The 26,156-nt window shown below is 40.4% G+C and carries 21 protein-coding genes and 1 tRNA gene; 13 read left to right on the top strand and 9 right to left on the bottom strand.

All coding sequences use genetic code 11. The features are described from left to right. Positions 1-166 precede the first annotated feature (166 nt). Complete coding sequence (locus tag AABJ44_RS11375; protein WP_338369176.1) at positions 167-1,030, bottom strand: SPOR domain-containing protein; 864 nt, start codon at positions 1,028-1,030, stop codon at positions 167-169. A 211-nt stretch (positions 1,031-1,241) separates the two neighbouring features. On the opposite strand from AABJ44_RS11375, the gene AABJ44_RS11370 reads away from it, so the two are divergent. Beyond that, entirely contained in the window at positions 1,242-2,264 is a 1,023-nt protein-coding gene (locus tag AABJ44_RS11370) for a methionine ABC transporter ATP-binding protein (protein ID WP_338369175.1), read from the top strand. Between the two features lies 1 nt (position 2,265). Then, the gene (locus AABJ44_RS11365) at positions 2,266-2,934 is read left to right on the top strand and encodes a methionine ABC transporter permease (protein ID WP_074642398.1); all 669 of its coding nucleotides are present in this window, start codon (positions 2,266-2,268) and stop codon (positions 2,932-2,934) included. 75 nt (positions 2,935-3,009) lie between these two features. Here AABJ44_RS11365 and AABJ44_RS11360 read toward each other — a convergent pair whose 3' ends face one another. Next, the gene (locus AABJ44_RS11360) at positions 3,010-4,578 is read right to left on the bottom strand and encodes a hypothetical protein (protein WP_338369174.1); all 1,569 of its coding nucleotides are present in this window, start codon (positions 4,576-4,578) and stop codon (positions 3,010-3,012) included. Between the two features lie 139 nt (positions 4,579-4,717). Here AABJ44_RS11360 and AABJ44_RS11355 point away from each other — a divergent pair, with 139 nt between their 5' ends. Beyond that, positions 4,718-5,776, top strand: coding sequence for a PorV/PorQ family protein (locus AABJ44_RS11355; protein WP_338369173.1), 1,059 nt, complete (start codon positions 4,718-4,720; stop codon positions 5,774-5,776). Between the two features lie 25 nt (positions 5,777-5,801). After that, the gene (locus AABJ44_RS11350; protein WP_338369172.1) at positions 5,802-8,939 is read left to right on the top strand and encodes a FlgD immunoglobulin-like domain containing protein; all 3,138 of its coding nucleotides are present in this window, start codon (positions 5,802-5,804) and stop codon (positions 8,937-8,939) included. 43 nt (positions 8,940-8,982) lie between these two features. Here AABJ44_RS11350 and AABJ44_RS11345 read toward each other — a convergent pair whose 3' ends face one another. Further along, positions 8,983-9,624, bottom strand: a complete 642-nt coding sequence (locus AABJ44_RS11345) for a 5-formyltetrahydrofolate cyclo-ligase (RefSeq protein ID WP_338369171.1) — start codon at positions 9,622-9,624, stop codon at positions 8,983-8,985. 110 nt (positions 9,625-9,734) lie between these two features. Between AABJ44_RS11345 and AABJ44_RS11340 the strand changes: the two genes are divergently transcribed. The 6 genes from AABJ44_RS11340 to AABJ44_RS11315 all read left to right on the top strand — a co-directional run bounded on the left by AABJ44_RS11340 (position 9,735) and on the right by AABJ44_RS11315 (position 14,702). After that, positions 9,735-9,807 (top strand) — tRNA-Asn (locus AABJ44_RS11340). Between the two features lie 431 nt (positions 9,808-10,238). Next, positions 10,239-10,796, top strand: coding sequence for a flavin reductase family protein (locus tag AABJ44_RS11335; RefSeq protein WP_074642412.1), 558 nt, complete (start codon positions 10,239-10,241; stop codon positions 10,794-10,796). A gap of 98 nt (positions 10,797-10,894) precedes the next feature. Further along, positions 10,895-11,533 (top strand): bifunctional 4-hydroxy-2-oxoglutarate aldolase/2-dehydro-3-deoxy-phosphogluconate aldolase, encoded by a 639-nt coding sequence (locus tag AABJ44_RS11330; protein WP_074642414.1) that lies wholly within the window; start codon positions 10,895-10,897, stop codon positions 11,531-11,533. Positions 11,534-11,573: 40 nt separating this feature from the next. Then, complete coding sequence (locus tag AABJ44_RS11325) at positions 11,574-12,593, top strand: sugar kinase (protein WP_074642417.1); 1,020 nt, start codon at positions 11,574-11,576, stop codon at positions 12,591-12,593. A gap of 66 nt (positions 12,594-12,659) precedes the next feature. After that, a complete protein-coding gene (locus AABJ44_RS11320) occupies positions 12,660-13,481 on the top strand; it encodes a CheR family methyltransferase (protein ID WP_074642419.1) in 822 nt (273 codons plus the stop codon). Between the two features lie 24 nt (positions 13,482-13,505). After that, the gene (locus AABJ44_RS11315) at positions 13,506-14,702 is read left to right on the top strand and encodes a protein-glutamate methylesterase/protein-glutamine glutaminase (RefSeq protein ID WP_074642422.1); all 1,197 of its coding nucleotides are present in this window, start codon (positions 13,506-13,508) and stop codon (positions 14,700-14,702) included. Positions 14,703-14,708: 6 nt separating this feature from the next. Here AABJ44_RS11315 and AABJ44_RS11310 read toward each other — a convergent pair whose 3' ends face one another. From AABJ44_RS11310 to AABJ44_RS11295, 4 genes are all read right to left on the bottom strand, one after another. Beyond that, entirely contained in the window at positions 14,709-14,999 is a 291-nt protein-coding gene (locus AABJ44_RS11310; RefSeq protein ID WP_338369170.1) for a hypothetical protein, read from the bottom strand. Further along, positions 14,996-15,514: a tetratricopeptide repeat protein gene (locus tag AABJ44_RS11305; protein ID WP_074642427.1), complete on the bottom strand. Its 519-nt coding sequence runs from the start codon at positions 15,512-15,514 to the stop codon at positions 14,996-14,998. The genes AABJ44_RS11310 and AABJ44_RS11305 overlap by 4 nt, the downstream gene beginning before the upstream one ends. After that, positions 15,508-16,572: an FPP/GGPP synthase family protein gene (locus AABJ44_RS11300; RefSeq protein ID WP_338369169.1), complete on the bottom strand. Its 1,065-nt coding sequence runs from the start codon at positions 16,570-16,572 to the stop codon at positions 15,508-15,510. Before AABJ44_RS11300 ends, AABJ44_RS11305 begins: the two co-directional genes overlap by 7 nt. A gap of 396 nt (positions 16,573-16,968) precedes the next feature. After that, positions 16,969-17,523: an STAS domain-containing protein gene (locus tag AABJ44_RS11295; protein WP_074642432.1), complete on the bottom strand. Its 555-nt coding sequence runs from the start codon at positions 17,521-17,523 to the stop codon at positions 16,969-16,971. A 154-nt stretch (positions 17,524-17,677) separates the two neighbouring features. On the opposite strand from AABJ44_RS11295, the gene AABJ44_RS11290 reads away from it, so the two are divergent. Next, positions 17,678-18,652, top strand: coding sequence for a hypothetical protein (locus tag AABJ44_RS11290; protein ID WP_338369168.1), 975 nt, complete (start codon positions 17,678-17,680; stop codon positions 18,650-18,652). An 11-nt stretch (positions 18,653-18,663) separates the two neighbouring features. Beyond that, the gene (locus AABJ44_RS11285) at positions 18,664-20,499 is read left to right on the top strand and encodes a tetratricopeptide repeat protein (RefSeq protein ID WP_338369167.1); all 1,836 of its coding nucleotides are present in this window, start codon (positions 18,664-18,666) and stop codon (positions 20,497-20,499) included. On the opposite strand, the gene coaE is transcribed toward AABJ44_RS11285, so the two are convergent. Both coaE and polA read right to left on the bottom strand, forming a co-directional pair. After that, positions 20,496-21,086 (bottom strand): dephospho-CoA kinase, encoded by a 591-nt coding sequence (coaE, locus tag AABJ44_RS11280; protein ID WP_338369166.1) that lies wholly within the window; start codon positions 21,084-21,086, stop codon positions 20,496-20,498. The two genes, AABJ44_RS11285 and coaE, sit on opposite strands and share 4 nt — an antisense overlap. Then, positions 21,086-23,968 (bottom strand): DNA polymerase I, encoded by a 2,883-nt coding sequence (polA, locus tag AABJ44_RS11275; RefSeq protein ID WP_338369165.1) that lies wholly within the window; start codon positions 23,966-23,968, stop codon positions 21,086-21,088. The genes coaE and polA overlap by 1 nt, the downstream gene beginning before the upstream one ends. A gap of 121 nt (positions 23,969-24,089) precedes the next feature. On the opposite strand from polA, the gene AABJ44_RS11270 reads away from it, so the two are divergent. Next, entirely contained in the window at positions 24,090-26,156 is a 2,067-nt protein-coding gene (locus AABJ44_RS11270) for a right-handed parallel beta-helix repeat-containing protein (RefSeq protein WP_338369164.1), read from the top strand.

Here is a 26,156-nt window from a genome sequence, read left to right as displayed (position 1 = left end):
GAAAATATTTTGAAAAAACTGTTAAAAACAAAAAAGGCAGGTTTATATAATTTGAGGTGCGAAGTAGAAAAACGACCTCGCTGAGCATCTTTTTCGTCCCTGCGAAGCGAGTCGTTTTTCGGCGACAGCACCTCAAATTAAAAGATTTCGTATATTTATTTTTTTGTTAGATTGTTGTACTTGTTATATAACTGTCATTCGCATTATCAATATCACTGATTTTAATAATACGAGTACGCCAGTATTCAGCTTCACTCTTTGTAGTGTAAGGTCCTACACGAACACGGTAGTAAAGCTTATCCTTGTTGTCTCTGTAAGTAAAGATATCAGAAGGAATCTTGTTTTCATCAAGAATTGAGCGGGCTCCTTCTGCACCTTTTTTATTGCTGTAAGCGGCAACCTGTACCCAGTACTGAGTTTTCTTAGGCTCTGCCTTAGGAGCAGGGGCTGCTGCAGATTTCTTTGTATTTGCATTAGCCTGTGCGTTTGTTTTTGTAGCTTTAGTTGCAGCTTTAGCTTCAGCTTTCTGAACTACCTTTACATTATTTTCAACAGGTTCTGCTTTTGCAACATATTTAGGCTCGGATTTAGGTTCTGACTTTGGAGTAACCTTTACTTCTTCTTTTGGCTCTGGAATATTTACTGTAATGTTAATATTCTGTGGCTGACTTGGAGCCTGATTCTGAGTTTCTGCTACAATTTCATTTTTAAGTGCATTCAAATCAATTGTTGTACCATTATCAGCAGGTTTATCTGTATTCTGTGCGTAAACAGTTGCGTTGTCAGCAAGAACAACCAGCTCGTTTACTTTTGTTGCTGCTACATCCTGAGGAAGTGTTGTTGGTGCAGTTACATCAGCAGATGGTTTTGTCCATCCGTCTTTAGAAGTTTTCTTTTCTACTGGAGAAATGCTTGCATAAGCGGGAACGGGATTTCTTGAAGGATAATGTAAAATAGCTGGTACTCCCAAAACTACCAGCAAGAATACGCCGACTGCGGCAATAATCCATAATGTTTTTTTCTGTTCCATATTTTTCCTCTTTGCACCGGCAAATCCACCGGCCACCTTATACAAAATATCGGAATCTGAAAAAAATAGTTTAGGAAAAAATAAGAAAATTATCGTCATTGCGAGCGAAGCGAAGCAATCCATTTAATAGATTGCCACGTCGCTACGCTCCTCGCAATGACTCGGAATGACGGGAATTGCGAGGAATGGCGAGATTTAATATAATAGAAGAATGCATATAGAATTAAACAATCTAGTAAGGGTTTATAACTCGGCAGACGGGCTTTCAAAGGTTGCTGCTGTAAATGACATATCCCTTAAAATTCCTTCTAATCAGATTTTTGGAATTATCGGAAAGAGTGGTGCGGGAAAATCTTCCCTTGTACGTCTTATCAGTATGATGGAAAAGCCGGATTCCGGCGAAGTTTTATATGACGGAGAACGAGTAGACAACCTCAGTGAAAAAGAGCTTGTAATGCGCCGCCGCAGAATTGGTATGATTTTTCAGAACTTCAACCTTTTTTCTTCGCGTTCGGCAGGTCAGAATATAGCATATCCTATGGAAATTTGTGGAGTTCCAAAGGACGAAATTAACTGCCGTGTAGATGAACTTCTTGAACTGGTTGAACTTTCAGACCGTAAGGATGCCCGCATAAGCACTTTGAGCGGTGGACAGAAACAGAGAATTGCTATTGCTCGTGCCCTTGCAAACAAGCCGGATATTCTATTCTGTGATGAAGCAACTTCTGCTCTTGATCCTCAGACAACAACATCAATCTTGAATCTTATCAGAAAAATCCAGAGTCAGATGAATCTTACTGTAGTTATGATTACTCATCAGATGGAAGTAGTACGTGATGCCTGCAGTCAGGTTGCTGTAATCAATGAAGGTAAGCTTGTTGAACTTGGATCTGTAAATGATATTTTCTTAAATCCAAAGAGTCCTGTAACAAAAGACTTTATTTCTCATATTGGTACAGACCGTAAGCCTTCAGACGGCTCTAATATTGTACGCTGGAGTCAGGAAGGCGGTGAATATGAACTGAGCTTCCCAAGTGAAAAGCAGGGTGCTCCTGTTTTGAGCAATGTAGCTAAAAAGTTTGATGTTGAGTTCAATATTCGTGCGGCTGGTGTTCAGCATCTTACAGATGGTGATATTGGTAAGATGATTGTAGATTTTTCAGGATTCCAGGTTTCAGAAGCTCTCGAGTATCTTCGCAATCAGAATATAATAGTAGAAAAGGCAGGTGTGTAATATGAATCCGGCATTGGTAAAATATCTTTCTGTAATTGGAACTGCAACCTGGCAGACTCTCGTAATGGTTCTGTTTTCTACTATATTTAGTATGATTATTGGAATCCCTCTCGGAATTCTTTTGTGCACAAGCGATCCTGCTGCCGGTCTGAGACCTCATAAGTTTTTGAATCAGGTGCTTTCGGTAATAATCAATATCCTTCGTGCAATTCCATTTGTAATTCTCGTAATTCTTTTGTTTCCGTTTACACGTATAATCGTTCATACTGCGATTGGAACAAAAGCTTCTATTGTACCGCTTACAATTGCAGCAGCACCTTTTGTTGCCCGCGTAATTGAATCAAGCCTTAAAGAAGTTGATCCTGGAGTAATTGCTGCTGCTCGTTCTATGGGTTCAACAGATAAGCAGGTTATCTTTAAGATTCTTCTTCCGGAAGCACTTCCTTCTATTGTAAATGGAATTACCCTTACAATCATAAATCTTATTGGTTATTCAGCAATGGCTGGAACTGTTGGTGGCGGCGGACTTGGTGATGTTGCCATCCGTTACGGATACCAGCGTTACCGCGTTGAGTATATGATTGGCGCGGTAGTTATTATTCTTGTGCTGGTTGAAGTGATTCAGGTGATTGGTACCCGCATCAGTAATAAGATGCAGGCAATGCGTTAAAGTTCTTGTCATTGCGAGGAGCGATAGCGACGTGGCAATCTATAATGGATTGCTTCGCTACGATCGCAATGACGGTTAATTGATGTAATTCTGCATTAATTGTACGAAAAGATAAATCTTTTTATAAATGTCTACGCTGAATTCTTTGAGAGGAATCTCAAAGAATTTTTCCAGCTCTTTCCAGTTAGCTACAAGTAATGGCTTTGGAAGAACATAATCTTCTATAAGTTGTTTGATTGTCTTTCCAATTGTAATAAGGTTCTGAGTTCCCTGAATAATATAGCCGCGTGCTGTTTCATTTGCATCTGAAACTACGCGGTTTATGATATTTTCAGCACCAGCATCATGGGCAGTCTTAGGTAAAAGTGTTTTTACCTTAATTCCCATAGGGCCTTCTTCTGCCATCATTTCATCAAAAGAAGTTACTTCATCAGAAAGTTTAAGCAGTTCCTGATAGGCATTTGACATAGGAGCGGAAAGGGTAGCGTCCCACTGACCGCGGATTACAACTACATCATAATATTCACGGATAGCTTTCTTTACAAATTCTACAAGGAATGCCTTGAGGAAGTTAAGAGGCTCTGTGTATTCAAGAACTGAAAGACCTTTCTTTTCAAGAGGTGCATTGAATTCTGCTGTGTAGAACTTAAGGCTCTGTGGACTTGCAGTTCCAAAAATCTGCATACAGATAGAAGAAGCCTTAGATTCCTTCTGTTCTGTTTCAATTTTTGCCAGAAGATTTCTTGTATCAGTTTCAATCTTGTCGATATATGGTTCAATTACAGAGTCATGATGATATGAAGTCTTTGTTTCATATGCAAAATCTTCTGAAATATGCTGGATAATCAGGTCTAAAGATTTTGAAGACTGAATGTTCTTCATTTTTGCAATAATCTTTTTCCAGTTTCCGAGTGAAACAAGTTCACGGCTCTGAGTTGTTTTGAACATTTCAAAAAGAATAGACCAGTCAATTGAATCGTCGGTAATGCTGTAGGCAACTGCAAGGAAATCCTTGAGATCATCAAGAATATATTCTGCGTTTACTTTTTCAAGACGAGGAACAGCATTAAATGAGAATTCCTGATAAGAAGAATCAAACTTCTTAAGAATCATATAATAATCGAATTCACAGAAATCCTGGAAAACAGAAAAGGCTTTTTCAAGGCTGTCTGCTTTAGCGGCGCGGGTTTCGTTAAAATCATTTGTGAAAACCTGAAGCTTGTGCTCAATATCCTGCTGAAGCTTTCCAAAAGGAACGGTTCTTGCAAGTTCAAGGATTTTCTGTTCATCAAGATCATCCAGAAGGGCAAGCTGATTTTCTGAGAGAACGAAATTTATAATCTGACGCTTAAAGATTGCCGGGTTCTGAGTATTTCTGAAATATAACTGAGCAGAAGAAATTGCCTTGTATAAATCAAAAATAAGCTTTCCGAATGGGGCAAGCATTTCGCCGGAAGCCGGACGATAGAAGCTGTGATATTTTGTTTTAGAAATTGTTTTTGCAAGATTTTTGAGACGACGTTTTTTCTCTGCCTCGGGATTTGAGGATTTGAATAATGAAGAAAGCAGCGACTGGAAGAAACTCTCTTTTTCTACAGGCTTTTTAGATGCTGCGCTTTCTGAAGATTTTTTCGTACTGTCCATACATATTATAATATGGTAAAAACTGCAATAATTCAAGATAACTTGATGTCGTTTTAATTTAGGCATATAATTATTTAAAAAAATGATAAAAACGTTGCCTTTTTTGAGCTGCGTTGTTTTTGTTGTGAAGGAGTTTTTTATGAAAAAAATCTTATTTACGTTCTTTGCAGCTGCCCTGCTTGTGACTTCTGCATATTCTTACAATCCACCTGCTGGTGGAGAAGATTTGACACTTCTTGGAAATCCGTTAAGTCTTTCTGGAGCAAAGTCTGTTTCTGGAGGAGCTTTGTTCGATGCTAATGCAGATTCTATCCTTGTAAATCCTGCACTTATTGCTGGAGAACAGAGAGTAAACCTTACAGCAGGTTATACTTTCCTTTATTCAGCAAATAAAGAGAATGAAACACAGCTTGGTGCTTCTTTTCAGACTGGTATTCTTATTCCATTTAAGATGTTTATTTTTAGTGGTAATATGAACGGCACTTTTGCACAGTTTAAGGAAATGCATCTTGGAAAATCACTTAATTTAAAGGCTGGCCTTGCAAAAGAGATAACTGATAAACTTAGCATTGGTCTTAATGCTGGTGGTGGTTATGCATGGACTTATGGTAATGACTGGTCTTTGTATGCAGATTTTGGTGCCCTTTATAACTGGGGAAATCTTGGGCCTTTCAGTGATTTCCGTATTGGAGCTTCAGTGCTTAATCTTGGTAAGATGTATAGTGATGTAGATCGCTGGGGAATTGATGAAGAAGCCCAGAATACACCATATCCGACACTTGCTACTCTTAAAGCTGGTGCTGCAGGTACAATCCTTAATACAGAAATTGCAAAAATCGGTCTTGGACTTGATTTTTCAGTACCTTGCTTCCAGAATTTTATTGTTGATTTTAATGCACAGGTTGCCTTTAAGGATGCATTCATCATCAGTGTAGGTGAAAAGTTCAATATGGCAGAGGTAATTAAGGGTAAAAACAATTTTATTCCTTCAATTGCCTTCCTCTTTAAGTTCTCTTTCGACGTAAAAAACAATCAGTATCTTGAAGATAATGGCTGGAGCCAGAGTGAAATGACAGTTTCTGCCGGCTACAAGAATCTTTATAAAACAGTACATGCTGTATCTGCTGGTGTAGATATTGATCTTGGTATGGCTGATAATGAGCCTCCTAAGATTACAGTATGGGATGAAAAGGAATAATTTAAGAAGGTAAAAAGGAGTTTTAATGATGGATAAGAAAATTTTAATTTCCGGCCTTCTTATGGCCGCAGTTACGGTATTTGCAGTTGCAGAACCAAAATATATTTCTCCAAATAATGATGGTATTCAGGATGAACTTGCAATTCCTATGAAGATTTCGGATAAGCGTTATGTTCAGGGCTGGAGCCTTGTTATTATGGATTCAAACCATAACATTGTTCGTACTATTGAAAATAAGATTGCTCGTCCTACAAAGATGACTTTTAAGGCTTTCTTTAAGCAGCTTTTTACACCAAAACAGGGCGTTACAGTTCCAGAAACTGTTGTCTGGAATGGTGCAATGAACAATGGTGAAACTGCTCCAGACGGCAATTATTTCTATTATATTACTGCAACTGATGATAACGGTAATACCGGTAAAACAAAGGAATATGAGGTTGTAGTTGATACAGTTGCTCCTGATGTAGAGCTTTCTCAGCCTGGAGACAAGATTTTTGGTGAAGGTGCAAAGGCTGCCCTCAGAATCAAACAGACTGGTTCTGTTGAAGATGAATGGGTTGGTTTGTTCCGTGCTGCCGATGGTAAAGTTGTAAAAACTGTAAAGTGGGTAAATGCAGAACCTGCAGAATTCCAGTGGAAGGGTACTGATGATACAGATGCTCAGGTTTATGATGGTGTTTACTCTTATGAAATCTCTGCTACAGACCGTGCGGGAAATACTTCACTTCCTGCATCAATCACAAACATCATCTATTCTGCTGAAAAGCCTGCTACAAATCTTTATGTACAGGGCTCACGCTACTTCTCTCCAAAAACAGACAGCAAGACTTCTGCTGTTACTCTTGATGTTTCAATTCCTGTTCCAGAAGAAAAGAGCGGAAATAAGCTTGTTGAATGGGCTGTTACAGTAAAAGATTCTGCCGGAAAGACAGTTCGTACATATAATCAGTCTAATAATGGTGCTGTTCCACCTTCTTCTATTGTATTTGATGGTAATGATGATAATGGAAAACAGCTTAAGGACGGTAAATATCAGGCTGTTGTTACTGCAAAATATCTGAATGGATATGAGCCTGCTCCTATTTCTTCTCCAGTGCTTGTTCTTGATACAGACAAGCCTTCTGCTCAGATCTCAGCTTCTGAAAAGGTATTTGGTGCCGGTTCAAAGGATTCTGTAATCTTTAAGATTTCTCCTGTTCCTTCTGATGGTGCTGCTGTTCCTTCATGGATTGGTGAAATTCAGAATGCAGACGGTAAAGTTGTAAGATCTTATGATTTTGGTGAGTATCCTCCAACTGAAGTTGTATGGAACGGTATTTCTTCTGAAGGAAATATCGCAGATAAGGGACAGTACCGCTTTGTTTTGACAGGAACTGACCTTGCTGGAAATACTGGAAAGAGCCAGACTACTGACTTTGTAACTTTTGATACTACAGAAGCTCAGCTGCTTCTTGCTATGTCTGATACTGCATTCTCTCCAAATGGCAACAAAGTAAAAGATACAATTACATTTACTCCTGTAACTGCTACAAAAGATGTATCTGCTTATGATTTCATTATCCGCGATAAGAAGGGTAATACAGTTTATTCTGTAAAAGAAGATAAAAAGCTTCCTGTAAACTTTGTATGGGATGGAAAAGATTCAGCAAAACTTCTTTGTCCTGATGGAACATATTCAGCACAGCTTTCTATAAAGGCTGTAAACGGTTCTACTGCATCTGCTTCTACTCAGAATTTTGAACTTGATACAGCAGCTCCTAACCTTGTTGCAGAAACAGCATGGAATTCATTCTCACCTAATGGAAATGGTGCACAGAAGACAATTCCTGTTTCAATAAAGGAAAGTACTGCAGAAAAACTCTGGAATGCAGAAGTTCGTAATTCAAAAGATAAGGCTGTTAAGAAGTTCTCTTGGAATGGAAGCAAAGACAACTTTACATGGGATGGAACTGATGAAGCTGGTAATATGGCTGCAGACGGAAAGTATAATATCGTGATTTTCTCAACTGATGATGCTGGAAACAGCTTCTCTACAGAACTTAAGGGAATCACTCTTGATAACCGCGAAACAAAGGCTTATATCACTGCTGAATACGAAGGAATCTCTCCTAATAACGATGGTACACTTGATGTTCAGAAGTTTGATATCCGTACATCTGTAACAGATAATATTAAGGCATGGAACTTTGATGTTCGTAAGGAAGACGGAACAAGTGTTTACGGTCTTTCAGAAAAAGACAGTGCAAATCTTCCTGCTGTAATCAACTGGAATGGTGCTGGAAAAGACGGTGTTGCCTGCGAAGGAACTTTCACAGGAACTCTTGAAATTGTTTACATTACTGGTAATAAGGTAAGTGCAGTTTCATCTCCATTTATCTGTACTGCTACAGCTCCAAAACTCAGTGTAAAAACTGCTCCTGAATACTTCAGCCCGGATAACGATGGTGTAGATGATGATCTTTACATCAAACTTTCTGGTTCAACTAAAGCTAAGATTAAGAGCTGGTCATTTACAATCAAAGATCCTAGAGGAAAAGACTTCTGGAAGACTTCTGGAAAGAGCCAGATTACAGAACGTATTATCTGGGACGGTTTGAGTAATGTTCAGAAAGATGCAAACGGAAATGCTGAGCGCGTACAGTCTGCTATGGACTATCCTTATGCATTTACTGTAACTGATAACCTTGGAATGACTTCTACTGTAAACGGTGTAATTCCTGTTGATGTTCTTGTTATCCGTGATGGTAACCTTTTGAAGATGGCAGTTCCTTCTATTATCTTCGAATCTGATGCTGCTAACTTCCAGACTTCTAATGCTAAACTTGATGCATCAAAGGTTGAAAACAATCTTAAGGTTTTGAACCGTATTGCAGAAATCCTCAAGAAGTTCAAGGACTACAAGGTTACAATCGTAGGACATGCTAATAAGATTACTGATAATCCTAATGAAGAGACTGTAGATAATCCTCAGGAATGGGGACGTGCTTCAATGCCTCTTTCTAAGGAACGTGCAGATGCAATCAAGGCATACCTTACAAAGAAGGGTGTAAGTGCTGCTGCTCTTTCTACAGAGGGTATGGGTGGTACAAGACCTGTTGTAAATCCTAAGGATAAGGATAACAACTGGAAGAACAGACGCGTTGAGTTTATTCTCCAGAAATAGTAATAATCGGAAATTCGTTAAAAACCGGGCCGAAAGGGTCGGCTTAGGATTGTCCGCAATAAAGACTATCCATTAAAATATCATCCGGCGTTGTTGGAAGGTTTTCGAAAAGTTGACATTCCAGACACACGCCGGATTTTTTTATGTCAAAAACTAACGGCACATGTGAAAAATAAATGTCATAAAAGCCTTTTCCACGTCCAATTCTTTTTCCATTCTTTGTAAAGGCGCGGCCTGGAACCAGAACAAGAATATGTTCTACAGGCTGGTCGTGTTCATCAATATCGACATAATTTGACGAATGAGCAGCCGGTGAATACTGCTGTATGGAAAGCTGTTCAAGAAATTTTGTAAAACTGAGAGTTTCACCACCAGGTTCAGTTATCCCAAAATTACCTGTCTGTGTATTGGTCGTGTTATCGTAAAGGTAGAACTCCATCTTAGATGTGCCTGTAAATACTTTAGGCAGAAATATCTTTTTGCCTTTTGAAAGTGCCGCCTGAATTACAGGTGTTATATCTGCTTCATCTGGTAAAGGCATATAGCCAAGCAGGGTAGTGCAGCGCGAGAAGTCTTTTGATTCGAGAATATTTTTACAGAGAACTTCAGACTGAGCTTTTAACTCTTCTGCCGACAGAGCTGAAATACGGCTTTTAATTTCTTTCCTGATATCTGCTTTGATCATATAAAAATTATATCATAAAATCGAAAAAAAATACAAAAAATCTATTTATTCCTATTGACACTAAGATGCGATTTCAATATAGTAATATTCACGTTCAGCAATGAACAAACGGTTGCTTAGCTCAGCTGGTAGAGCAATGGACTGTTAATCCATGTGTCGCAGGTTCAAAACCTGCAGCAGCCGCTAACTAAAGACTTTCTGAGATTTCAGAAAGTCTTTTTTTTTGCTTTAAACTTTTGGAGTTCTGAAAACTGGCTGCTGCAGGTTTTGAAACGGAGTGAGCGGTCTGAAAAAATGCGAGCAGTGGAGCAGCATTTTTTCAGATTCGGGCACAGGAGGTGCTCGAAAGTGAACGCAGGCGCCGTGGAAGGAGCAGACAGGAGGTCTGCGACTGTAACGGCAAAACCTGCAGCCATTAAGATGTCTGTAATTTAATAATCTGTCAGAAGTTAAATGGGGGGCGTTGCGGGGGTGTCCCCCGCAGAGGGGGTGGCGGAAGACCGCGAATGCGGGCTGGAGCCAGGGGGAGACTTCCCCCTCATACATAAAAAAATCCTATTTGACGTCACAAGCTCCATAGTCTAAAATATAATAACTTAAAAAACGAGGTAACCATGAAAAAGAATTTTGGAAAACAGACTTATCTTTATCCTATGCCGGTTTTGATTATTGCAACTTATGATGAAAATGGAAATCCGGATGCAATGAATGCTGCCTGGGGGGGAATTCACGATACAAATCAGATTGGAATCTGTCTTGATAAGAGTCATAAAACTACTAAGAACATTGCTGCCCGCCGTGCTTTTACAGTGAGTATTGCTGATGCTGCACACGTAAAGGAATGTGACTATTTTGGAATTGTCAGCGGCAATACTGAGCCTGATAAAATTAAAAAGGCAGGCTTTACTGTTACAAAGTCTGAGTTTGTTGATGCGCCGGTTCTTAATGAACTTCCTATGGTTCTTGAGTGTGAGGTTGCTCAGATGAGCGATGACAGTGATTATATTGTAGGAAATATTATAAACGTGAGTGCTGATGAGGCTGTACTTACAGACGGTAAAATTGATGCATCTAAGCTTAAGCCAATCTGCTATGATCCGGTAGCCCATAATTACAATGTTCTTGGTGAAGCAGTGGGCAAGGCTTTTTCTGACGGTAAGGCTTTAAGATAAGCATATACGATAATTTACTGATGACATTCTCCTCATAACGTGTTAGAATAAGTGTAACTAGAATACTAGTATATTACATAAAGCAATAAGAGGCATTTATGAATGATACATTAAAGCAGATTGGAGCAACTGGGATTGTTCCTGTTGTTGTTTTGAATAAGGTGAGTGATGCTGAACCATTGGCAGAAGCTCTTATTAAGGGCGGTCTTCCTTGTGCAGAGGTTACTTTCCGTACAGATGCGGCTGAAGAAAGCATTCGTGCTATTTCTAAAAAGTTCCCTGAGATGTTTGTCGGAGCTGGAACTGTTCTTACTATAGATCAGGTAGATCGTGCAATTGGTGCCGGTGCTAAGTTTATTGTTAGTCCTGGTCTTAATCCTAAGGTTGTTGATTATTGTGTTAAAAAGGGATATCCGATTACTCCTGGTATTATGACTCCTTCTGAACTTGAAGCTGCTCTTGGTTTTGGTCTTGATGTTGTAAAATTCTTCCCTGCAGAAAATGCCGGTGGACTTAAGATGATTAAGGCTATGAGTGCTCCATATACTATGATGAAGTTCATGCCGACTGGTGGAATCAATGCAACTAACGTTCGCGACTACCTTGCCTGTGACAAGATTCTTGCATGTGGCGGAAGCTGGATGGTGAAGGGTGATTTGATTAACGCCGGTAATTTTGCAGAAATTGAAAAGCTGACCCGCGAGGCTGCTGCAATTGTTAAGGAAATTAGAGGGTAAGATCTCGAAACAAGTTCGGGATGACATGAAGGAGATAAATATGAAAGTAGTTACATTTGGTGAAATTATGCTGAGACTTGAACCGGAAGGATATTTCCGTTTTGTTCAGGTAGATAAAATGACTTCAACTTTTGGTGGTGGAGAGGCTAACGTTGCTGTTTCTCTCGCTAATTATGGCCTGGATGCTTATTATGTAACAAAGCTTCCAAAACATGAAATTGGTCAGGCTGCAATAAACTCGCTCCGCCGCTTTGGTGTAAACACAAACTATATTGCCCGTGGTGGCGACCGTGTAGGTATTTATTACAACGAACGTGGAGCAAGTCAGCGTGGTTCAAAGTGTATCTACGATCGTGCTCATTCTTCTATTGCAGAAGCAAAGCCGGAAGACTTTAACTGGACTGAAATCTTTAAGGACTGTAAATGGTTTCATCTTACAGGAATTACACCTGCTCTCGGCGGTAACCTTGTTCAGATTTGTATTGAAGCCTGCAAGGCTGCAAAGGCTGCTGGTGCTACTGTAAGCTGCGACCTCAACTACCGCGGAAAACTCTGGACTCGTGAGCAGGCCCGCGAAGCTATGACTCAGATTTGTCAGTATGTAGATGTTTGTATTTCTAACGAGGAAGATGCAAAAGACGTATTCGGAATTGAAGCTGAAAATACAGATATTACTGGCGGTAAACTCAACAAGGAAGGCTATAAATCTGTTGCAAAGCAGCTTGCAGATAAGTTTGGTTTCCAGAAGGTAGCAATTACTCTCAGAACTTCTATCAATGCAAACCGCAATAACTGGGCTGCTCTTCTTTATGATGGAAAGGATTACTGCTTCAGCAAGGAATACGAAATGTATATCGTAGACCGTGTTGGTGGTGGTGACAGCTTTGGCGGTGGTCTTATTTACTCTCTGCTCAACGGTAAATCAACTCAGGATGCTGTAGAATTTGCAGTAGCTGCAAGCTGTCTCAAGCACACTATCGAAGGCGACTACAACATGGTAAGCGTAGATGAGGTTGAAAAACTTGCCGCAGGTAATGGATCTGGCCGAATTCAGCGTTAGTACTAAAATAACAAATAAATAATAAATTTTTTTACAATTACAAAATTCTCGTGTATAATATAATTTATGTTAGACGTACTTACCGATGCCGACTACGAATTGTTCCGCAAAGTAATCTATGATGAAAGCGGAATCACTTTCTCGGCTACGAACAGATCTATTCTCGACAGTCGTATTAAAGAAATGCTTCGTAAGAAAAATCTTAATACGCCTCAGGAATATTATGAACTGATTTCTAAAGACCCGGAAGAAATGAAGATTATGCTCGATGCCGTAACGACTAATCTTACACGTTTCTTCAGAAACCAGCCGCATTTTGATTCGTTTGTGAATTATGTAATTCCACATGTAATTGAAAATAAAAAGACATCCAGCGACCATACAATTAAAATATGGAGTGCCGGATGTTCTACTGGAGAAGAGCCATACACAATTGCTATGATTATGAAGGAGATCTGCCCTCCAGATTTTAATTTCCATATTACAGCTTCTGATATTTCCCTCAAGTCTATCATGACTGCACAGCAGGGATTTTATCCGGAAGCACGTGTTGATGGAGTACCTGAGAACTATCTGTCAAAATACTTTACGAAGGTAGATGGCGGTTATCAGATTAAGGATGAAATCAAGAAAACAATCCATTTTGACTATCATAACCTTAAGAATGATTCCGGTGCCCGAAACCTTGATGTTGTATTCTGTCGTAATGTTCTTATTTACTTTGATGAGCCGGCTCAGCTTGCCGTAATAAATCATTTCTATGATGCTATGGGACCAAAGTCTTATCTTTATATTGGTCATTCAGAATCATTATTTGGAATGAAGACTAATTTTGAGTTTATTAAGACTGAATGGGCTTGCTTTTACGGTAAGGGCGTTAGTAAATAGACTTTTTATCGGAGATTTAAAATAATGGATGATATTTCAGTAATGATATGCGATGATTCTGCATTGATGCGGAATCTTATCGGTAGAATTGTTGATGAAACTACTGGTTTGAGTGTCTGCGGAAAAGCAGAAAACGGCCAGGATCTTATAGAAAAATTAAAAACTTCTAAACCTGATGTAATTCTTCTTGATATTGAAATGCCTGTTATGACAGGTCTTCAGTTCCTTAAAAAGAGAAAAGAACTGCATCTTGATGTACCTGTAATTATTCTTTCCAGTGTTGCTACGGAAGGTGCTGCAGTTACTATTGAATGTCTTGAACTTGGTGCTTCTGACTTTATTACAAAGCCTGGTGCTTCTGTTACCCTTAAAATTGGCGATGTTACAAGTGAAATCGTTGAATATATTGCTTCTTATGGTGGAGCTTATGCTGCAATGCATGGAAAGAGTATTCCTGATCCGGAATTCTTCCATCATCAGATTAAGCTTAAGGAAGCAGAACGATTTGTAATTAAGAAGAAGGGTGAAGAGGCTGCTAAAGCTGCTTCAATTACAAAAGCCGATGTTGTTCCTTCTACCTGGTTCCAGCCAAAGGTTAAAGAGCCTGTTGTTATTACTCCTGAACGCGAAGGCGGAAAGATTGAGTTGATTGCAATTGGAATCTCCACCGGTGGTCCAAATGCACTTCGCGATGTATTTAAGGATATTGATCCAAATCTTAAACAGCCTGTTCTTGTTGTACAGCATATGCCGGCTGGCTTTACTGCAGAATTTGCTAACAGTCTTAATAATATTTGTCCGCTTCCTGTATCTGAAGCTAAGGACGGAGAACCTATTCTCGGCGGTCATGTTTATATTGCGCCGGGAAGTTATCATATGTTTGTTGAACATAAGCCTCTTGGAAACTTTATTAAGCTTTCTCAGGATGAGCCTAGAAACGGTCATAGACCTTCATGTGATGTACTTTTTGAGTCTGTTGCAAATATCTTTAAGAACAAGGCTCTTGGCGTAATTATGACTGGTATGGGACGAGATGGTGCGGCTCAGATTACAGAAATGCGTAAAAAAGGTGCCTGGACAATTGGACAGAATAAAGATTCAAGTATAGTTTACGGTATGCCGAAGGTTGCCTTTGAAATGGGTGGTGTTCAGAAGCAGGTTGCGCTTGCAGATATGGCTGGCGAAATCAGCAAACTGGCAAAAGAACATCTGCTGGCTTAGAACCACTTATTGATTACTATTTTTGCTGAAAATCCCGATCTTCATGATCGGGTTTATTTTTCTGGTCTTGATGAAGACAAAGGTAACGGCAATTACAAAAAGAACTGTTGCACAGACAAAGCGGAACCACTCAGGTACCGCTTCTTTTTTTGTTATAAGTGTCCAGAGTGGGGCAGCGAGAAAACAGCCTGCAAAGGCTAATGCAATCGGTACAAAAAGATAAAGTGTATCTATCAGACGACGAAGATTTGTACGGTGAATGTTTTTTTCTACGATTGTGATGTTTTCGTCTGTCATTTGTCCAGCTCCTTAATTCTGGCTTCGCAGGCAGATTCTCCTTTGTGATTATGCAAGACAGAATAAGTGTCGCGAAGGTTATAAAGAGCATCCAGATAATAAGGATTGATTGAAACTGCCTGTTCGAAATAACTTGAAGCTTCTTCGTAGTTTTCGCTCTGGAACTCGGTTACTCCAAGCAGATTCCATAAATGAGGATTCAATGGATTCAAATCAAGCGAATCCATGCAGATACACTGAACTTTAGCATGTTTTTTCTGCATCAGACAGATGGTTGCATAGGTTTCTGCTACATCTTCTTTTTCTGGTGCGATACGGTATGCTGTTTCAAGGGCATTTTCTGCGTCTTCCAGATTTCCTGCATCTCTATAGGTAACTCCAAGATTAAACCAGAGAAGATAGTTTTCCTTATCGATTACGATTGCACGCTTAAAGCAGGCAATAGCTTCGTTGTATGCGCCGTCTGAAGCAAGGAGAATAGCCTGATTGTTGAGTGTATCTGATCTTTCTAACATCTGAAATTCTCCGGTATCATAGAAGTGAAAAGCTCTTTTATCTGGTCAGAGTTAAAGCGGGCACAGCCTTCTTCGATAAGGATACGGCCCTGTTCAGCAGCTTTTTTGATGCAGCCGCTGGTCTCTAACAGTGATATACATTGCTCTACAGCAGGTGCTTCAATTCCCTTGGCTGCAGCTTCTTTCATATAATCTGCGATTTTCTGTTTATCTTCCGGATGTTCTGTGGTGTGAATAAGCACTGGAAGGCTTTTTTTGCCTTCAACGATGTCATCTCCACGTTTCTTTCCAGGATTTCCTGTTGTAAGGTTGATTACATCATCAATAATCTGAAAGCCAATACCAATATCTGCAGCAATTGCCCCGAAGCGTTCTGCCTCTTCTGCTGTAAGTCCGCCTGCAATACAACCAAGTTTTGCTGCAAGGCTTGCTAGAGTTCCGGTCTTATTTTTTACCATAGCAAGATATTCTTGTTTAGCAGGGAATACTTCAGCGTTTCTATGCCAGAAAATATCCATTGCCTGTCCAAGATGAAGGCGGCGAAGTTCATTTGTATAGGTTTTGTACAGCTCAAGCTTGAGCGAATCTGATGCATTGAGTTGATTTATACAGACCGGAGCTTCAAAATAAAGCCAGGCAGCTGCATTAAGGGCTGTATCAAGTCCGTATGTTATATGTGCAGCTGGTTTACCACGGCGAAGATCTGCGCTGTCTTCAATATCATCATGAATAAGACTTGCTGTATGTACAAACTCTACAAGAGCTGTAATAGAGTAGGCCTGCTCTTCTGTGAGGGCAGGTTTTCCGCCTTTTTCTTCTGTAAGTTTAGAAGCAAGTTTGTAACAGAGCATCAAAAGAAGTGGACGCCATCTTTTACCGCCAAGAGTTATCAGGGCATAATTTGGTTCAATGAGTTTATCTATATATTCAGCAGATGCGCCTTCTGGAAGTGACCCGAAGGATGCAGGTATCCAGTCTGCAGTTTTTGAGGTTTGAGGAAGTGCATTGTGCAGTGCTGTTTCTATCTTATCCAGCATCTCTTTGAATTCTGTATTCATACTTTAAAGTATATAGAAGTTTTGATAAAAAGACAAATAGATATTATTCACCGCTTGTACACTATTAACCCACAAGTTATCCACATTTTTAACTCACAGTGTGTCAAAATGACTTGTCAATAGTGTTTTCTAAAAAAAATACGAAAATTTACGAAAATTTATTACAGTTGACTTAATTCTATATAATATAAAGAATTAAAAATATAGATTGAAAGCAACCTAAAATTTTAAGTTCTTTTTAAGCAAAAGAAAGTTAAAAAGTAGTGAATAATTTGTGAAAAATTCATAAGTTATCCACAATTTATCCACCGCTTTTGTTTCACGCGTGAAACGAAAATAAATAAAAAAAGACCTTCAGAAAACTGAAGGTCTTTTGCATTCTGATTTGTTTATTATTTAGCCCAGTGAAACTTCCCCCATCTCGTTGATTGCGAGAATTGAGCGGCAACCTGAGCAGCGGAAGCGTCCTGATTTAGTAGCACGTAACTTCTTATTGCATACAAGACAAGAAATTACGAGTGGAAATACTGAAGAACCGGAATCTGTACCACCGTTATTAAAGTAGGCGATAGCTTCATCTGCTGTACTCTTAATGTTGAAGAACTGAGAGAAACCAAGCAGCTGGAATACTTCGTAAACCTTTGGCTGAATTTCAAGAAGAATTACATCTCCGCCCTTTGGCTTTACAACCTTAAGGAACACTGTAAATGATCCGATTCCGGTAGAAGATACATAATTCAATGAAGAACAATTGAAAATTAAGTTAATAAACCCTGCATCCATTACTTTCTGTATTTGTTTCTGGAAAAAGCTGGAATTGTATGTATCGATATATCCACTCAGATAGATAAACATTCCATGTGGTACACCTTCAGCTTTTCTCAGAGAGATAGTAAGGCTGTCATCTTTGTCGTTGTCAAAACCTGGAATAATTCCGTTATTATTATCCATATATAATCCTATCTTCTTATTATATCTAACAAATGCATTATATGTCAAACTTATTATCGGAATAATCGTACTTTTTCTAAATCATTTTTATATATTAAAAAATTACCATTTTTATACCGATAATTATAATGTATTATAATATATAAGGAAGATTATGAGAAAAGCATTAAAACTGGCCTTAATTTATTTTATTATTCTGATTCCTGGAACTATTCTTGGAACACTTTTATATTCTCTTTATTTGAATCTGCTTGGATTTATTGCAGGTCGTGATATTACATTTTTTAGAGATCAAGAGCTTTTTAAGTCTTTGTTTTATGTAATGTTCTGTATGCAGATTTTTATTCTTCCTTTAATCTCTTATTACAGAATCAGACATCCGGGTGGAGCGTTGCAGCTTACTGTTTATATTGTTCTTTGTGCTTTAACCTGGGCATTGTTTGTTCCATGTACTTTTAAGCTTAAGGATTTCTGTTCTCGTAAATTCACCTTTGAAAATAAAACTGAATCTCTTTCTCCGAATTATTTCAGAAAGGTTGATGATGATGTTTATTATTTTACAACGGAGTTCAGTGTATCAACGAAGGGTAGAGCTCCGGAAGCACAGGCAATCATAATTGATACAACAGAAAATGGCGGAGTTGAATATAAAACCATTGGAGATAACTCAAATTTTGTATTGAACCGTAAGGCACAGCCTTTCCGTGAAGTTCAGCTGAAGAATATTTTTGGAGAAAATAGTAATCCGATTCCTGTGGATTTCAGACTTCTTAATTCCATGATAAGTGGTGCTTATTCTGGTGGTATTCAGCATATTCTTACTTTAATCTCTTTTGTACTACTTCTTTGTTCAGTTTATGGAATTACAAATTTCTTTGACTGGCGTCTTTTGAATGCAGTAATTCTGTTTATTACAACTGCGCTTATTCTGTGTCTTAATTCTGTGTATTTTACTCCGATGTTTGATTCTATAAAAACGACAATTATGACTAAGACTTTTCTTAAGGCCCTTAGTGGAATAGTAAGCGAGCCTTTGCTTTTTATACTCAACTGTTTCTTTGCTTTCCTTTTTATAACCTCTGGTGTTGTAAAGTTTGCAATCCGAAAGCATGCTAAAAAGGCTAGATAGGGGAAGAGAATATGAAAAAATTAGTTGGCATACTTTCTATATTCGTAGCAATCGGACTTGTAGTCAGTTTTGTTGCAGGTTTTATGAGCAATATTCCTGCTGCTGTTCCAGAATCTTCTGTTGTTGTTTATAAAATAATGACAAGCCTTCAGAATTTTGGAAGGTATATTCCTGGTGTTGTGATAACAGGTTTTGTTGTAAGCTGCTCAGTGCATTTTGGTCGTAATCCGGAAGGAAGTACAGAACGTTTCTCAAAGGCTATGATGGAACGTTTTAAGATGGTTATGATTGTTTCAATTTCGATTGCTTTCTTTTTGACTGTATGTTCTGAAGTATTAGGCCTTCTTACTGCAAATAAAAAAGCTTCGATTATAAATCGTCCTAAAATTGTTAATGATTATATAAACGTTGGAAACAAGCTTTTTGATAACGGCTATTACGAACGCGCTATGAATTATGCAGAAGCTGCTCTTAAACTCAGTCCGAATGAGAAAAATGCAATCAATCTGAAGGATCGTGCTGACGTAGAAATTAACCGTGCCCGCACTTCAAATATCCGTTTTAAGCTTTATGAATCTGTTGAAGAAGCTGAAAAGGTAGACCGTGTTGTAATTGATGCAAAGCAGATAAATGAGGTTTATCAGTTATATGAAAAAGCTCAGTCGGCCTTTGATAAAAAAGAATGGTTCAATGCACATTATTATTCAGAACTTGGAATTAAGCTTGCTACTCCAAAGGATCCGAACCTTGAAGAGTTGAAAAAGCTTTCTACAGCTGCCTGGAATAATCTTACTGAATATCATAATCTTGCAAAAACAGAAGGGCAGTTAATTTTTGAAAAGAAGTATCAGGGATATCTTGCTCTTGTTCAAAAGGATGACCTGAAAGCTTATTATATTTTCCGCGAGCTTTATCAGTCTTCGCGCGAAATGCAGTCTGATCCGGATGTTGTTTTCTATCTTGAGATTGCTGAAAACCGTATCAATGAACGCAGTTTCTTTGTAGATGAAACCTTCGAACTTAAGAGTTTTGAAAGCGCAAATGATATTTATTTTGCCTATGAATATGCAGATGGTTCACGCGATATTGTTTATTTTAAGGGAATGACAACGGTTGCTTCTACCGGCAATTCCATTCAGTATCTGCGTGGATTAACTGTAGTTTCTATAAGCCGCAATGGTGATGTTTTCAGAACAATGACGGTTCCTTATGCTAAGGTTCTTCCTGTTTCTGTAAAAACCCTTACTCCAACTACAAAGGCTCTTATGGGAATTGATGACAGTATCGACTGTGTTCCATATATTCTGCTGAAGTCTGTGGGTAGAGACTCCCCTGATATTCATAATGAACCGCTTTATACATATCAGAATGGAGAAACTGCAACGACACCAGAGTATCTACTGCTTTCAATTCCTTATGATGATTTCCTGCTGCTGGAGCGTTCAACTTCAACCCCGGAATCTATGTCATTGCCTTCTTTGATTAAGCTTGTTCGAATGGCAGAAAAATATGGTTTCTGTACTGAGGTTTACGGTCAGTCACTTATGAACAGAATGTATTTCCCGTTGTGGATTCTTGTGATTTTTGTTCTGCTCGCAGGCTTCGGCTGGAATAACAGAATTGATGTGAACCAGTATTTTAAGTTCTCGTGGGCTTTTGCCTTTATTCCGTTTATTCTTATTTCGATGCTTTTCAATAAGATGATGATGTTCCTGTTCCGTCTCATAAACTACGTTCTGTTAGGTGGACTTGGAATTTCAGGCGGTATGATAACAGGACTGGTCCTTTACATCATCATGCTGATTTGTGCATCCGTTTTGTTTGTTTCAAGACATTCAAGAGTTTAATTCTGAATTATCTCTAAAGGAATTCCAGACTTTTTATATTCTCTTAATAAGTTCCGCTGTGCATGAAAACGGCGGAATATTTGTCTGTAAGACAGATGATCTCGGCGACGCGCTCGTCTGAGTCGTGTAAGGCGGGGAGCTGTTACAAACAGAATTTTTTCACAGCGGACGAGAAGCTCCGGAGTCTTATAAAGCACGGTTGCATTTATAATTGTTTTTTTGTGTTCGTTTATAAAATCATCTATTTTTTTTGTGATGATAGGATACACAATTGATTCCTGAATCTTGAGCAGTTCTGGAATTGCAAACAGGAGCTTACCGAGGGCTCGGCGGTCGATTGTTCCGTCAATTCTGGTAAGTTTGAGATTCTGCTGTTCGGCATAAGGAATAAAAGTGTCAAGGATTCGATCTTTTGCAATTTCGATGGCTTCGTGAACGAGAATATCTGCGTCCACGGATGCCCATCCATCTTTTTCCATTTGAGAACAGATATAGTTTTTACCGGCGGCCATTGGGCCGACTACGGCGATTACCTGAGTTCCTGTTGTATTATCTGCTGTTGATGCCTTACTGCCTTTGTCGAACATTAGTGGAATTCTCCCCAGTTTTTGCCGTGTTCAATGCTTACGCGGAGCGGAACGTTGAGTTTTACGGCGTTTTCCATTTTATCTTTTATGAGCGCGATTGTTGCGTCGATTGTTGCCTGGTCGTCCGGACATTCAAAAATCAGTTCGTCATGTACCTGAAGAAGGAGACGGGCTGGAGATTTTGATTCCTCGAGGGCGGCAGAAACTGCGAGCATTGCTTTTTTTACGATGTCTGCAGCAGAACCCTGAACCGGTGTATTTACGGCGATTCGTTCTGCAGCTGATTTTTCTACCTTATTTCGGCTGTTGATTGCAAGAATTGGACGGCGGCGTCCAAAGATTGTTTCTACATAGCCAGTCTGTTCTGCTTTCTGAATTGTTTCTTTGATAAAGGCATCTACGCTGCTGTACATACGGAAGTAGTTATCAATGAACATTGAAGCCTGTGTGCGGGAAATGCCAAGGTCGTTTGCAAGGCGGAATGCAGACATTCCGTAAATTACACCAAAGTTGATTGTTTTAGCGGTACGGCGCATATCCGGGGTAACGGCATCTGGCTCAACTCCGTATATGAGGGCAGCTGTTGCCTTGTGAACGTCTGTTCCTTCATTGAAGGCTTTGCACATATTTACGTCGTTTGAAAGATGTGCGAGTACTACAAGTTCAATCTGTGCGTAGTCGGCAGAGATCAGGACTTTTCCGTCTGGAGCTGTGAAAGCTGAACGGATGCGGCGGCCGGCTTCGTTTCGTACCGGAATATTCTGAAGGTTTGGTTCGCGGCATGAGAGACGGCCGGTGGCGGTTCCTGTCTGCACGAAATCTGTATGGATGCGGCCCTGATTGTCTGTAAGTTTTGGAAGTGTTTCAACGTAGGTTGATTTGAGTTTTGCCATTTCGCGGTAATCGAGAATCATTCGAGGGACTGGATCGAGGGCAGCGAGTTCTTCGAGAACGGAAGTATCTGTAGAGTAGCCGGTTTTTGTTTTCTTTCCGGCTTTGAGTCCGCGTTCTTCAAAGAGAACTGTCTGAAGCTGTTTTGGAGATGCAATATTGAACTCATGGCCAACTTCTTTGTAGATTGCCTGCTCGGCCTGTTCGATTCCTTCTGTGAGTTCTTTGTTGTAGGCGTGGAGGGTAGCGGTATCCAGATGGATTCCGGTGAGCTCCATGCGGGTGAGAACGGGGAGGATGGACATTTCGAGGGCAAAGAGGTCATTTGTGTTCTGTTGTTTGTTATAGAGCTTGAGTGTGAAGTCGGCGTCTTCGGCGGCGTAAGGTGCGGCTTTTTCGAGCGGAACGTCGGCGAAGGTCTGGCCTTTTGAGACAAGTTCTGAGAACTCAATTCCTTTAAGGCCGAGAACTGTTTCTCCGAGGAACTCGAGTGAGTAGCCGTTTTTGCCAAGGCGTTCAGGATTCTGAAGCCAGGCGTATATCATTGTGTCGTGAAGTTTTGTTTTTAAGATTTTATTGATGATTATGTCTGCGTCTTTAAAGCCTGCTTTTCTGATGTTTGTGGCAAGAACTTTGAGGTCGAACTTGGCGTTGTGCATTACTAAGGTGATGTCTGCGTCAAAGAGGCGGAGAAGCTGTGTGAGTGCGTCTTTGAGAGGAACTCCAACAGATTCAGAGAAGAGATCTCCGCCGTCGCGGGAGATTGGTATGTATACGGCTTTTCCTTCTTCACAGCAGAGGGAGAAGCCGAGGATGTTTGCGGTTATTGTATCGAGGCCGTCGGTTTCGCTGTCGTAGGAAACGGCCTTGGATTTGAGAGCTGAATCTATGTAAGCTGTGAGGTCAGGCAAGGTTGTAAGTGCTTTATAGTTTGAAGTATCGTTTTGTTTTAATGGGACGAAATCTGCGGTAGTTTCGACAGGCTCAACCACCGTGCTGCCCGGGGTTTTAGGGGTGGAACCCCTAGGAGAAGGGGTAGCGGAAGACGCGTCGGCGGCTGGAGCGAGGGGGAGACTTCCCCCTTCCATCTTTTGTCCATTCTCAACTCCCAAGGCGGCGTAACTTTTGGCTACGGCCGGAACACCGAAGCTCATGAGGAGGTCGGCGGCGGCGTGGTAGTTGAAGGTGTACTTGTCGGAATTAATGGCGGCGTCGATGTCAGGGCACGGAACGGTGTCGCAGAGGCGGACGAGGTCGCGGCTGAAGTAGGCGTCTTTTTTACCGTCGGCGAGCTTTTTCTGCATTGCGCCTTTGATTTCGTCGATGTGGGCGTAGATGCCATCGAGGTCGCCGTAATCGCCCAGGAGTTTGGAAGCGGTTTTTACTCCGACTCCGTGAACGCCAGGAATATTGTCGGCGGTGTCTCCGTAGAGAGAAAGCAGGTCGAGGAGCTGAGGAGGCTTTACACCCCATTCGGCTTCAACGCCTTCTATGCCGGTTACCTTCCAAGTGTTGGCGCCTGTTTCCGGCTTCATAATCTGTGTGGTTTCGTCTACGAGCTGCATTAGATCCTTGTCACCGCTGAGGATGCGGCAGGTGCGGCCTGTTTCGCGGCACTTGCGGGCTACGGTTGCAATGATGTCGTCTGCTTCGTAGCCGTCGCACTGAAGAACCGGGATTCCGAGGGCTTTGAGGGTGTCGCAGATCCACGGAATCTGTGCGTGAAGATCTTCCGGTGTTTTTGGGCGTGTTGCCTTGTACTGATTGTACATTTCGTGACGGAAAGTTTTAGTTTTGCTGTCCATGGCTGCAACTATGTAGCCCGGCTTGTAATGTTCAAGGATAAAATGAAAGTTTCTGAAAAAGCCGAAGAGGGCCGAAACGTTTTCGCCGCGCGGGTTTGTGAGCGGACGGTTTATAAATGCAAAATAAGAACGGAAAATAAGTCCGTAGCTGTCTAATACGTATACAGTTTTGTCATTGAATTCCATAAGAGTATTTTAGACAAAAAGAAGGCTTCAAACAAGGGTACTTTTCATCTATTTTTGTAGACAATATTTCAATTTTTTCTGAAATGGCGGTGTATAATAATATCGTACAGGAGATTTTTGTATGATTTTTTATGTAAACGCTAAAACTAAGAAAAATGGAAACGGAAGTAAAGAGCTTCCTTTTAAGACTATAAATGAAGCTGCACAGCTGGCTAAGGCGGGAGATGAGGTTATTGTTGCGCCTGGTATTTACCGCGAGCAGGTTGTGCCTCGCTTTGGCGGTGAAGAAGGGCAGCCTGTTGTTTACCGTTCGGAAAAGCCCCTCGGTGCGGTAATTACCGGTTCTGAGGTTTTGAAGGGCTGGAAAAAATATAAGGGTGATGTCTGGACTGCTAAAATTGATAACAGTATTTTTGGCGGTTACAATCCATATACAAGTTATGTCTGCGGAGACTGGTATTTTGCTCCTACGGTTCGTCATACTGGAAGTGTCGTTTTGAACGGTTTTATGATGTATGAGACTGCAACTCTTGAAGAATGTGTGGCTGGTAAGGCTGATCCATGTGCCTGGAATCAGAAGGAATCTGAGTTCAAATGGTATTGCGAACAGGAAGGAGATGCTCCGGGTCCTCAGTATAATGCAAACGGTCCTTATAAATCTGAATATATAATCAATGCACAGGCTAAGGAAATTAAGGCCGGCAAGTACACTGTTTTCTACTGCAACTTTAAGGGGCTTGATCCTAACAAGCAGAGTGTAGAAATTCTTGCGCGCCGTAACTGCTTTATGCCGGAAGTAAACGGGCTTAATTATATTACTGTGCGCGGTTTTAAAATCTGTAATGGTGCTACTACCTGGGCTCCTCCGGCTGCCTATCAGGATGGTTTGATTGGACCTCACTGGAGTAAGGGCTGGGTATTCGAAGACCTTGAGGTTTGTAACAGCCGCTGCTGTGGTATTTCTCTTGGTAAATATCGCGACGACGAAAACGATATGTACTTTTATACTAAGCATCTTAAGAGTCCTACTCAGATGGAACGCGATGCAGTCTGTCGTGGTCAGTATCACGGCTGGACAAAGGAGAATATCGGCTCTCATACTGTGCGCCGTTGTCATGTTCATCACTGTGAGCAGACTGGTATTGTCGGCCGTATGGGTGGAGTTTTCTCTACTATCGAAGACTGTCATATTCATCATATCTGTAATTCTCAGCAGCTTGGTGGTGCGGAGACTGCGGGCATCAAATTGCATGCTGCTATTGATGTTGTAATCCGACGCAATCATATTCATGACTGTATTATGGGTGTATGGCTGGACTGGGAAGCACAGGGGGCGCGCATTACTCAGAATCTGATGTACAATAATGAACGGCCGGCTGGACGCGAGGCTGCGCAGGGAGCAATGTTCTCAACTGATGTGTTTATTGAAGTTGGACATGGTCCGACAACAATTGATAATAACCTTTTACTTTCTAAGGTTTCCATTACAATTCCAAGTGAAGGAATTGCTGTTGTTCATAATCTGATCCTTGGTTCTTTCAGTCTCATCAATTCCGGTGTAGACAGTATTGTAAATGATCAGAGAGAGCCTCGTTATACTCCATACCATATCCGCCACCGTACAGAGGTTGCCGGCTTTATGACAATTCTTCATGGTGATGACAGAATTTACAATAATATCTTTGCTCAGATTGCTCAAATCACTGATAAGGAAAAAACTGCTGCAGCTACAGATTATGAAGTAGTTGGAACAGCTCCGTTCGATATCTTCCCAACCTATGATGAATGGATCAGTAATTTTATGATGGACCGTGAACCTGATATGGGACCGCTTGCAAAATATCATTTCGGTCATCTTCCTGTATGGCTGGGCGGCAATGCATATTTTAATGGTGCAACTGTCTGCAAACATGAAACTGATAAGCTTGTAGGTGATAAAAAGAATAAGGCTAAGATTTCTTTGAAGGGCGGTGTTTTAAGGAATAATCTTGCAGAGCTGATTGGTGACTATAAGACCGGTATTATAACTACTGCTGTCCTCGGCGCGGCTTTTGAGCCTGAGCAGAAATTTGAAAACCGCGATGGAACCGATATTATCTTTAATGAAGACTTCTTCGGAAACCACCGCGGTTCTCATGCAATTCCAGGTCCGTTCGCAGAGCTTGCGGATGAAATTGCAGTTTTGTAA

The sequence above is a fragment of the Treponema bryantii genome (assembly GCF_036492245.1).
Classification (GTDB): domain Bacteria; phylum Spirochaetota; class Spirochaetia; order Treponematales; family Treponemataceae; genus Treponema_D; species Treponema_D bryantii_C.
Note: the sequence above shows the minus strand (reverse complement) of the source record. Positions and strands in the feature narration are given on the sequence as shown.

Coding starts and splice junctions, on each gene's coding strand:
- polA (WP_338369165.1), bottom strand. CDS start 23,968: ATGGAATTCAATGACAAAACTGTATACGTATTAGACAGCTACGGACTT.
- AABJ44_RS11350 (WP_338369172.1), top strand. CDS start 5,802: ATGATGGATAAGAAAATTTTAATTTCCGGCCTTCTTATGGCCGCAGTT.
- AABJ44_RS11270 (WP_338369164.1), top strand. CDS start 24,090: ATGATTTTTTATGTAAACGCTAAAACTAAGAAAAATGGAAACGGAAGT.
- coaE (WP_338369166.1), bottom strand. CDS start 21,086: ATGTTCGACAAAGGCAGTAAGGCATCAACAGCAGATAATACAACAGGA.
- AABJ44_RS11310 (WP_338369170.1), bottom strand. CDS start 14,999: ATGACAGACGAAAACATCACAATCGTAGAAAAAAACATTCACCGTACA.
- AABJ44_RS11375 (WP_338369176.1), bottom strand. CDS start 1,030: ATGGAACAGAAAAAAACATTATGGATTATTGCCGCAGTCGGCGTATTC.
- AABJ44_RS11300 (WP_338369169.1), bottom strand. CDS start 16,572: ATGAATACAGAATTCAAAGAGATGCTGGATAAGATAGAAACAGCACTG.
- AABJ44_RS11320 (WP_074642419.1), top strand. CDS start 12,660: ATGTTAGACGTACTTACCGATGCCGACTACGAATTGTTCCGCAAAGTA.
- AABJ44_RS11355 (WP_338369173.1), top strand. CDS start 4,718: ATGAAAAAAATCTTATTTACGTTCTTTGCAGCTGCCCTGCTTGTGACT.
- AABJ44_RS11285 (WP_338369167.1), top strand. CDS start 18,664: ATGAAAAAATTAGTTGGCATACTTTCTATATTCGTAGCAATCGGACTT.
- AABJ44_RS11360 (WP_338369174.1), bottom strand. CDS start 4,578: ATGGACAGTACGAAAAAATCTTCAGAAAGCGCAGCATCTAAAAAGCCT.
- AABJ44_RS11315 (WP_074642422.1), top strand. CDS start 13,506: ATGGATGATATTTCAGTAATGATATGCGATGATTCTGCATTGATGCGG.
- AABJ44_RS11370 (WP_338369175.1), top strand. CDS start 1,242: ATGCATATAGAATTAAACAATCTAGTAAGGGTTTATAACTCGGCAGAC.
- AABJ44_RS11295 (WP_074642432.1), bottom strand. CDS start 17,523: ATGGATAATAATAACGGAATTATTCCAGGTTTTGACAACGACAAAGAT.
- AABJ44_RS11325 (WP_074642417.1), top strand. CDS start 11,574: ATGAAAGTAGTTACATTTGGTGAAATTATGCTGAGACTTGAACCGGAA.
- AABJ44_RS11345 (WP_338369171.1), bottom strand. CDS start 9,624: ATGATCAAAGCAGATATCAGGAAAGAAATTAAAAGCCGTATTTCAGCT.
- AABJ44_RS11305 (WP_074642427.1), bottom strand. CDS start 15,514: ATGTTAGAAAGATCAGATACACTCAACAATCAGGCTATTCTCCTTGCT.
- AABJ44_RS11365 (WP_074642398.1), top strand. CDS start 2,266: ATGAATCCGGCATTGGTAAAATATCTTTCTGTAATTGGAACTGCAACC.
- AABJ44_RS11330 (WP_074642414.1), top strand. CDS start 10,895: ATGAATGATACATTAAAGCAGATTGGAGCAACTGGGATTGTTCCTGTT.
- AABJ44_RS11335 (WP_074642412.1), top strand. CDS start 10,239: ATGAAAAAGAATTTTGGAAAACAGACTTATCTTTATCCTATGCCGGTT.
- AABJ44_RS11290 (WP_338369168.1), top strand. CDS start 17,678: ATGAGAAAAGCATTAAAACTGGCCTTAATTTATTTTATTATTCTGATT.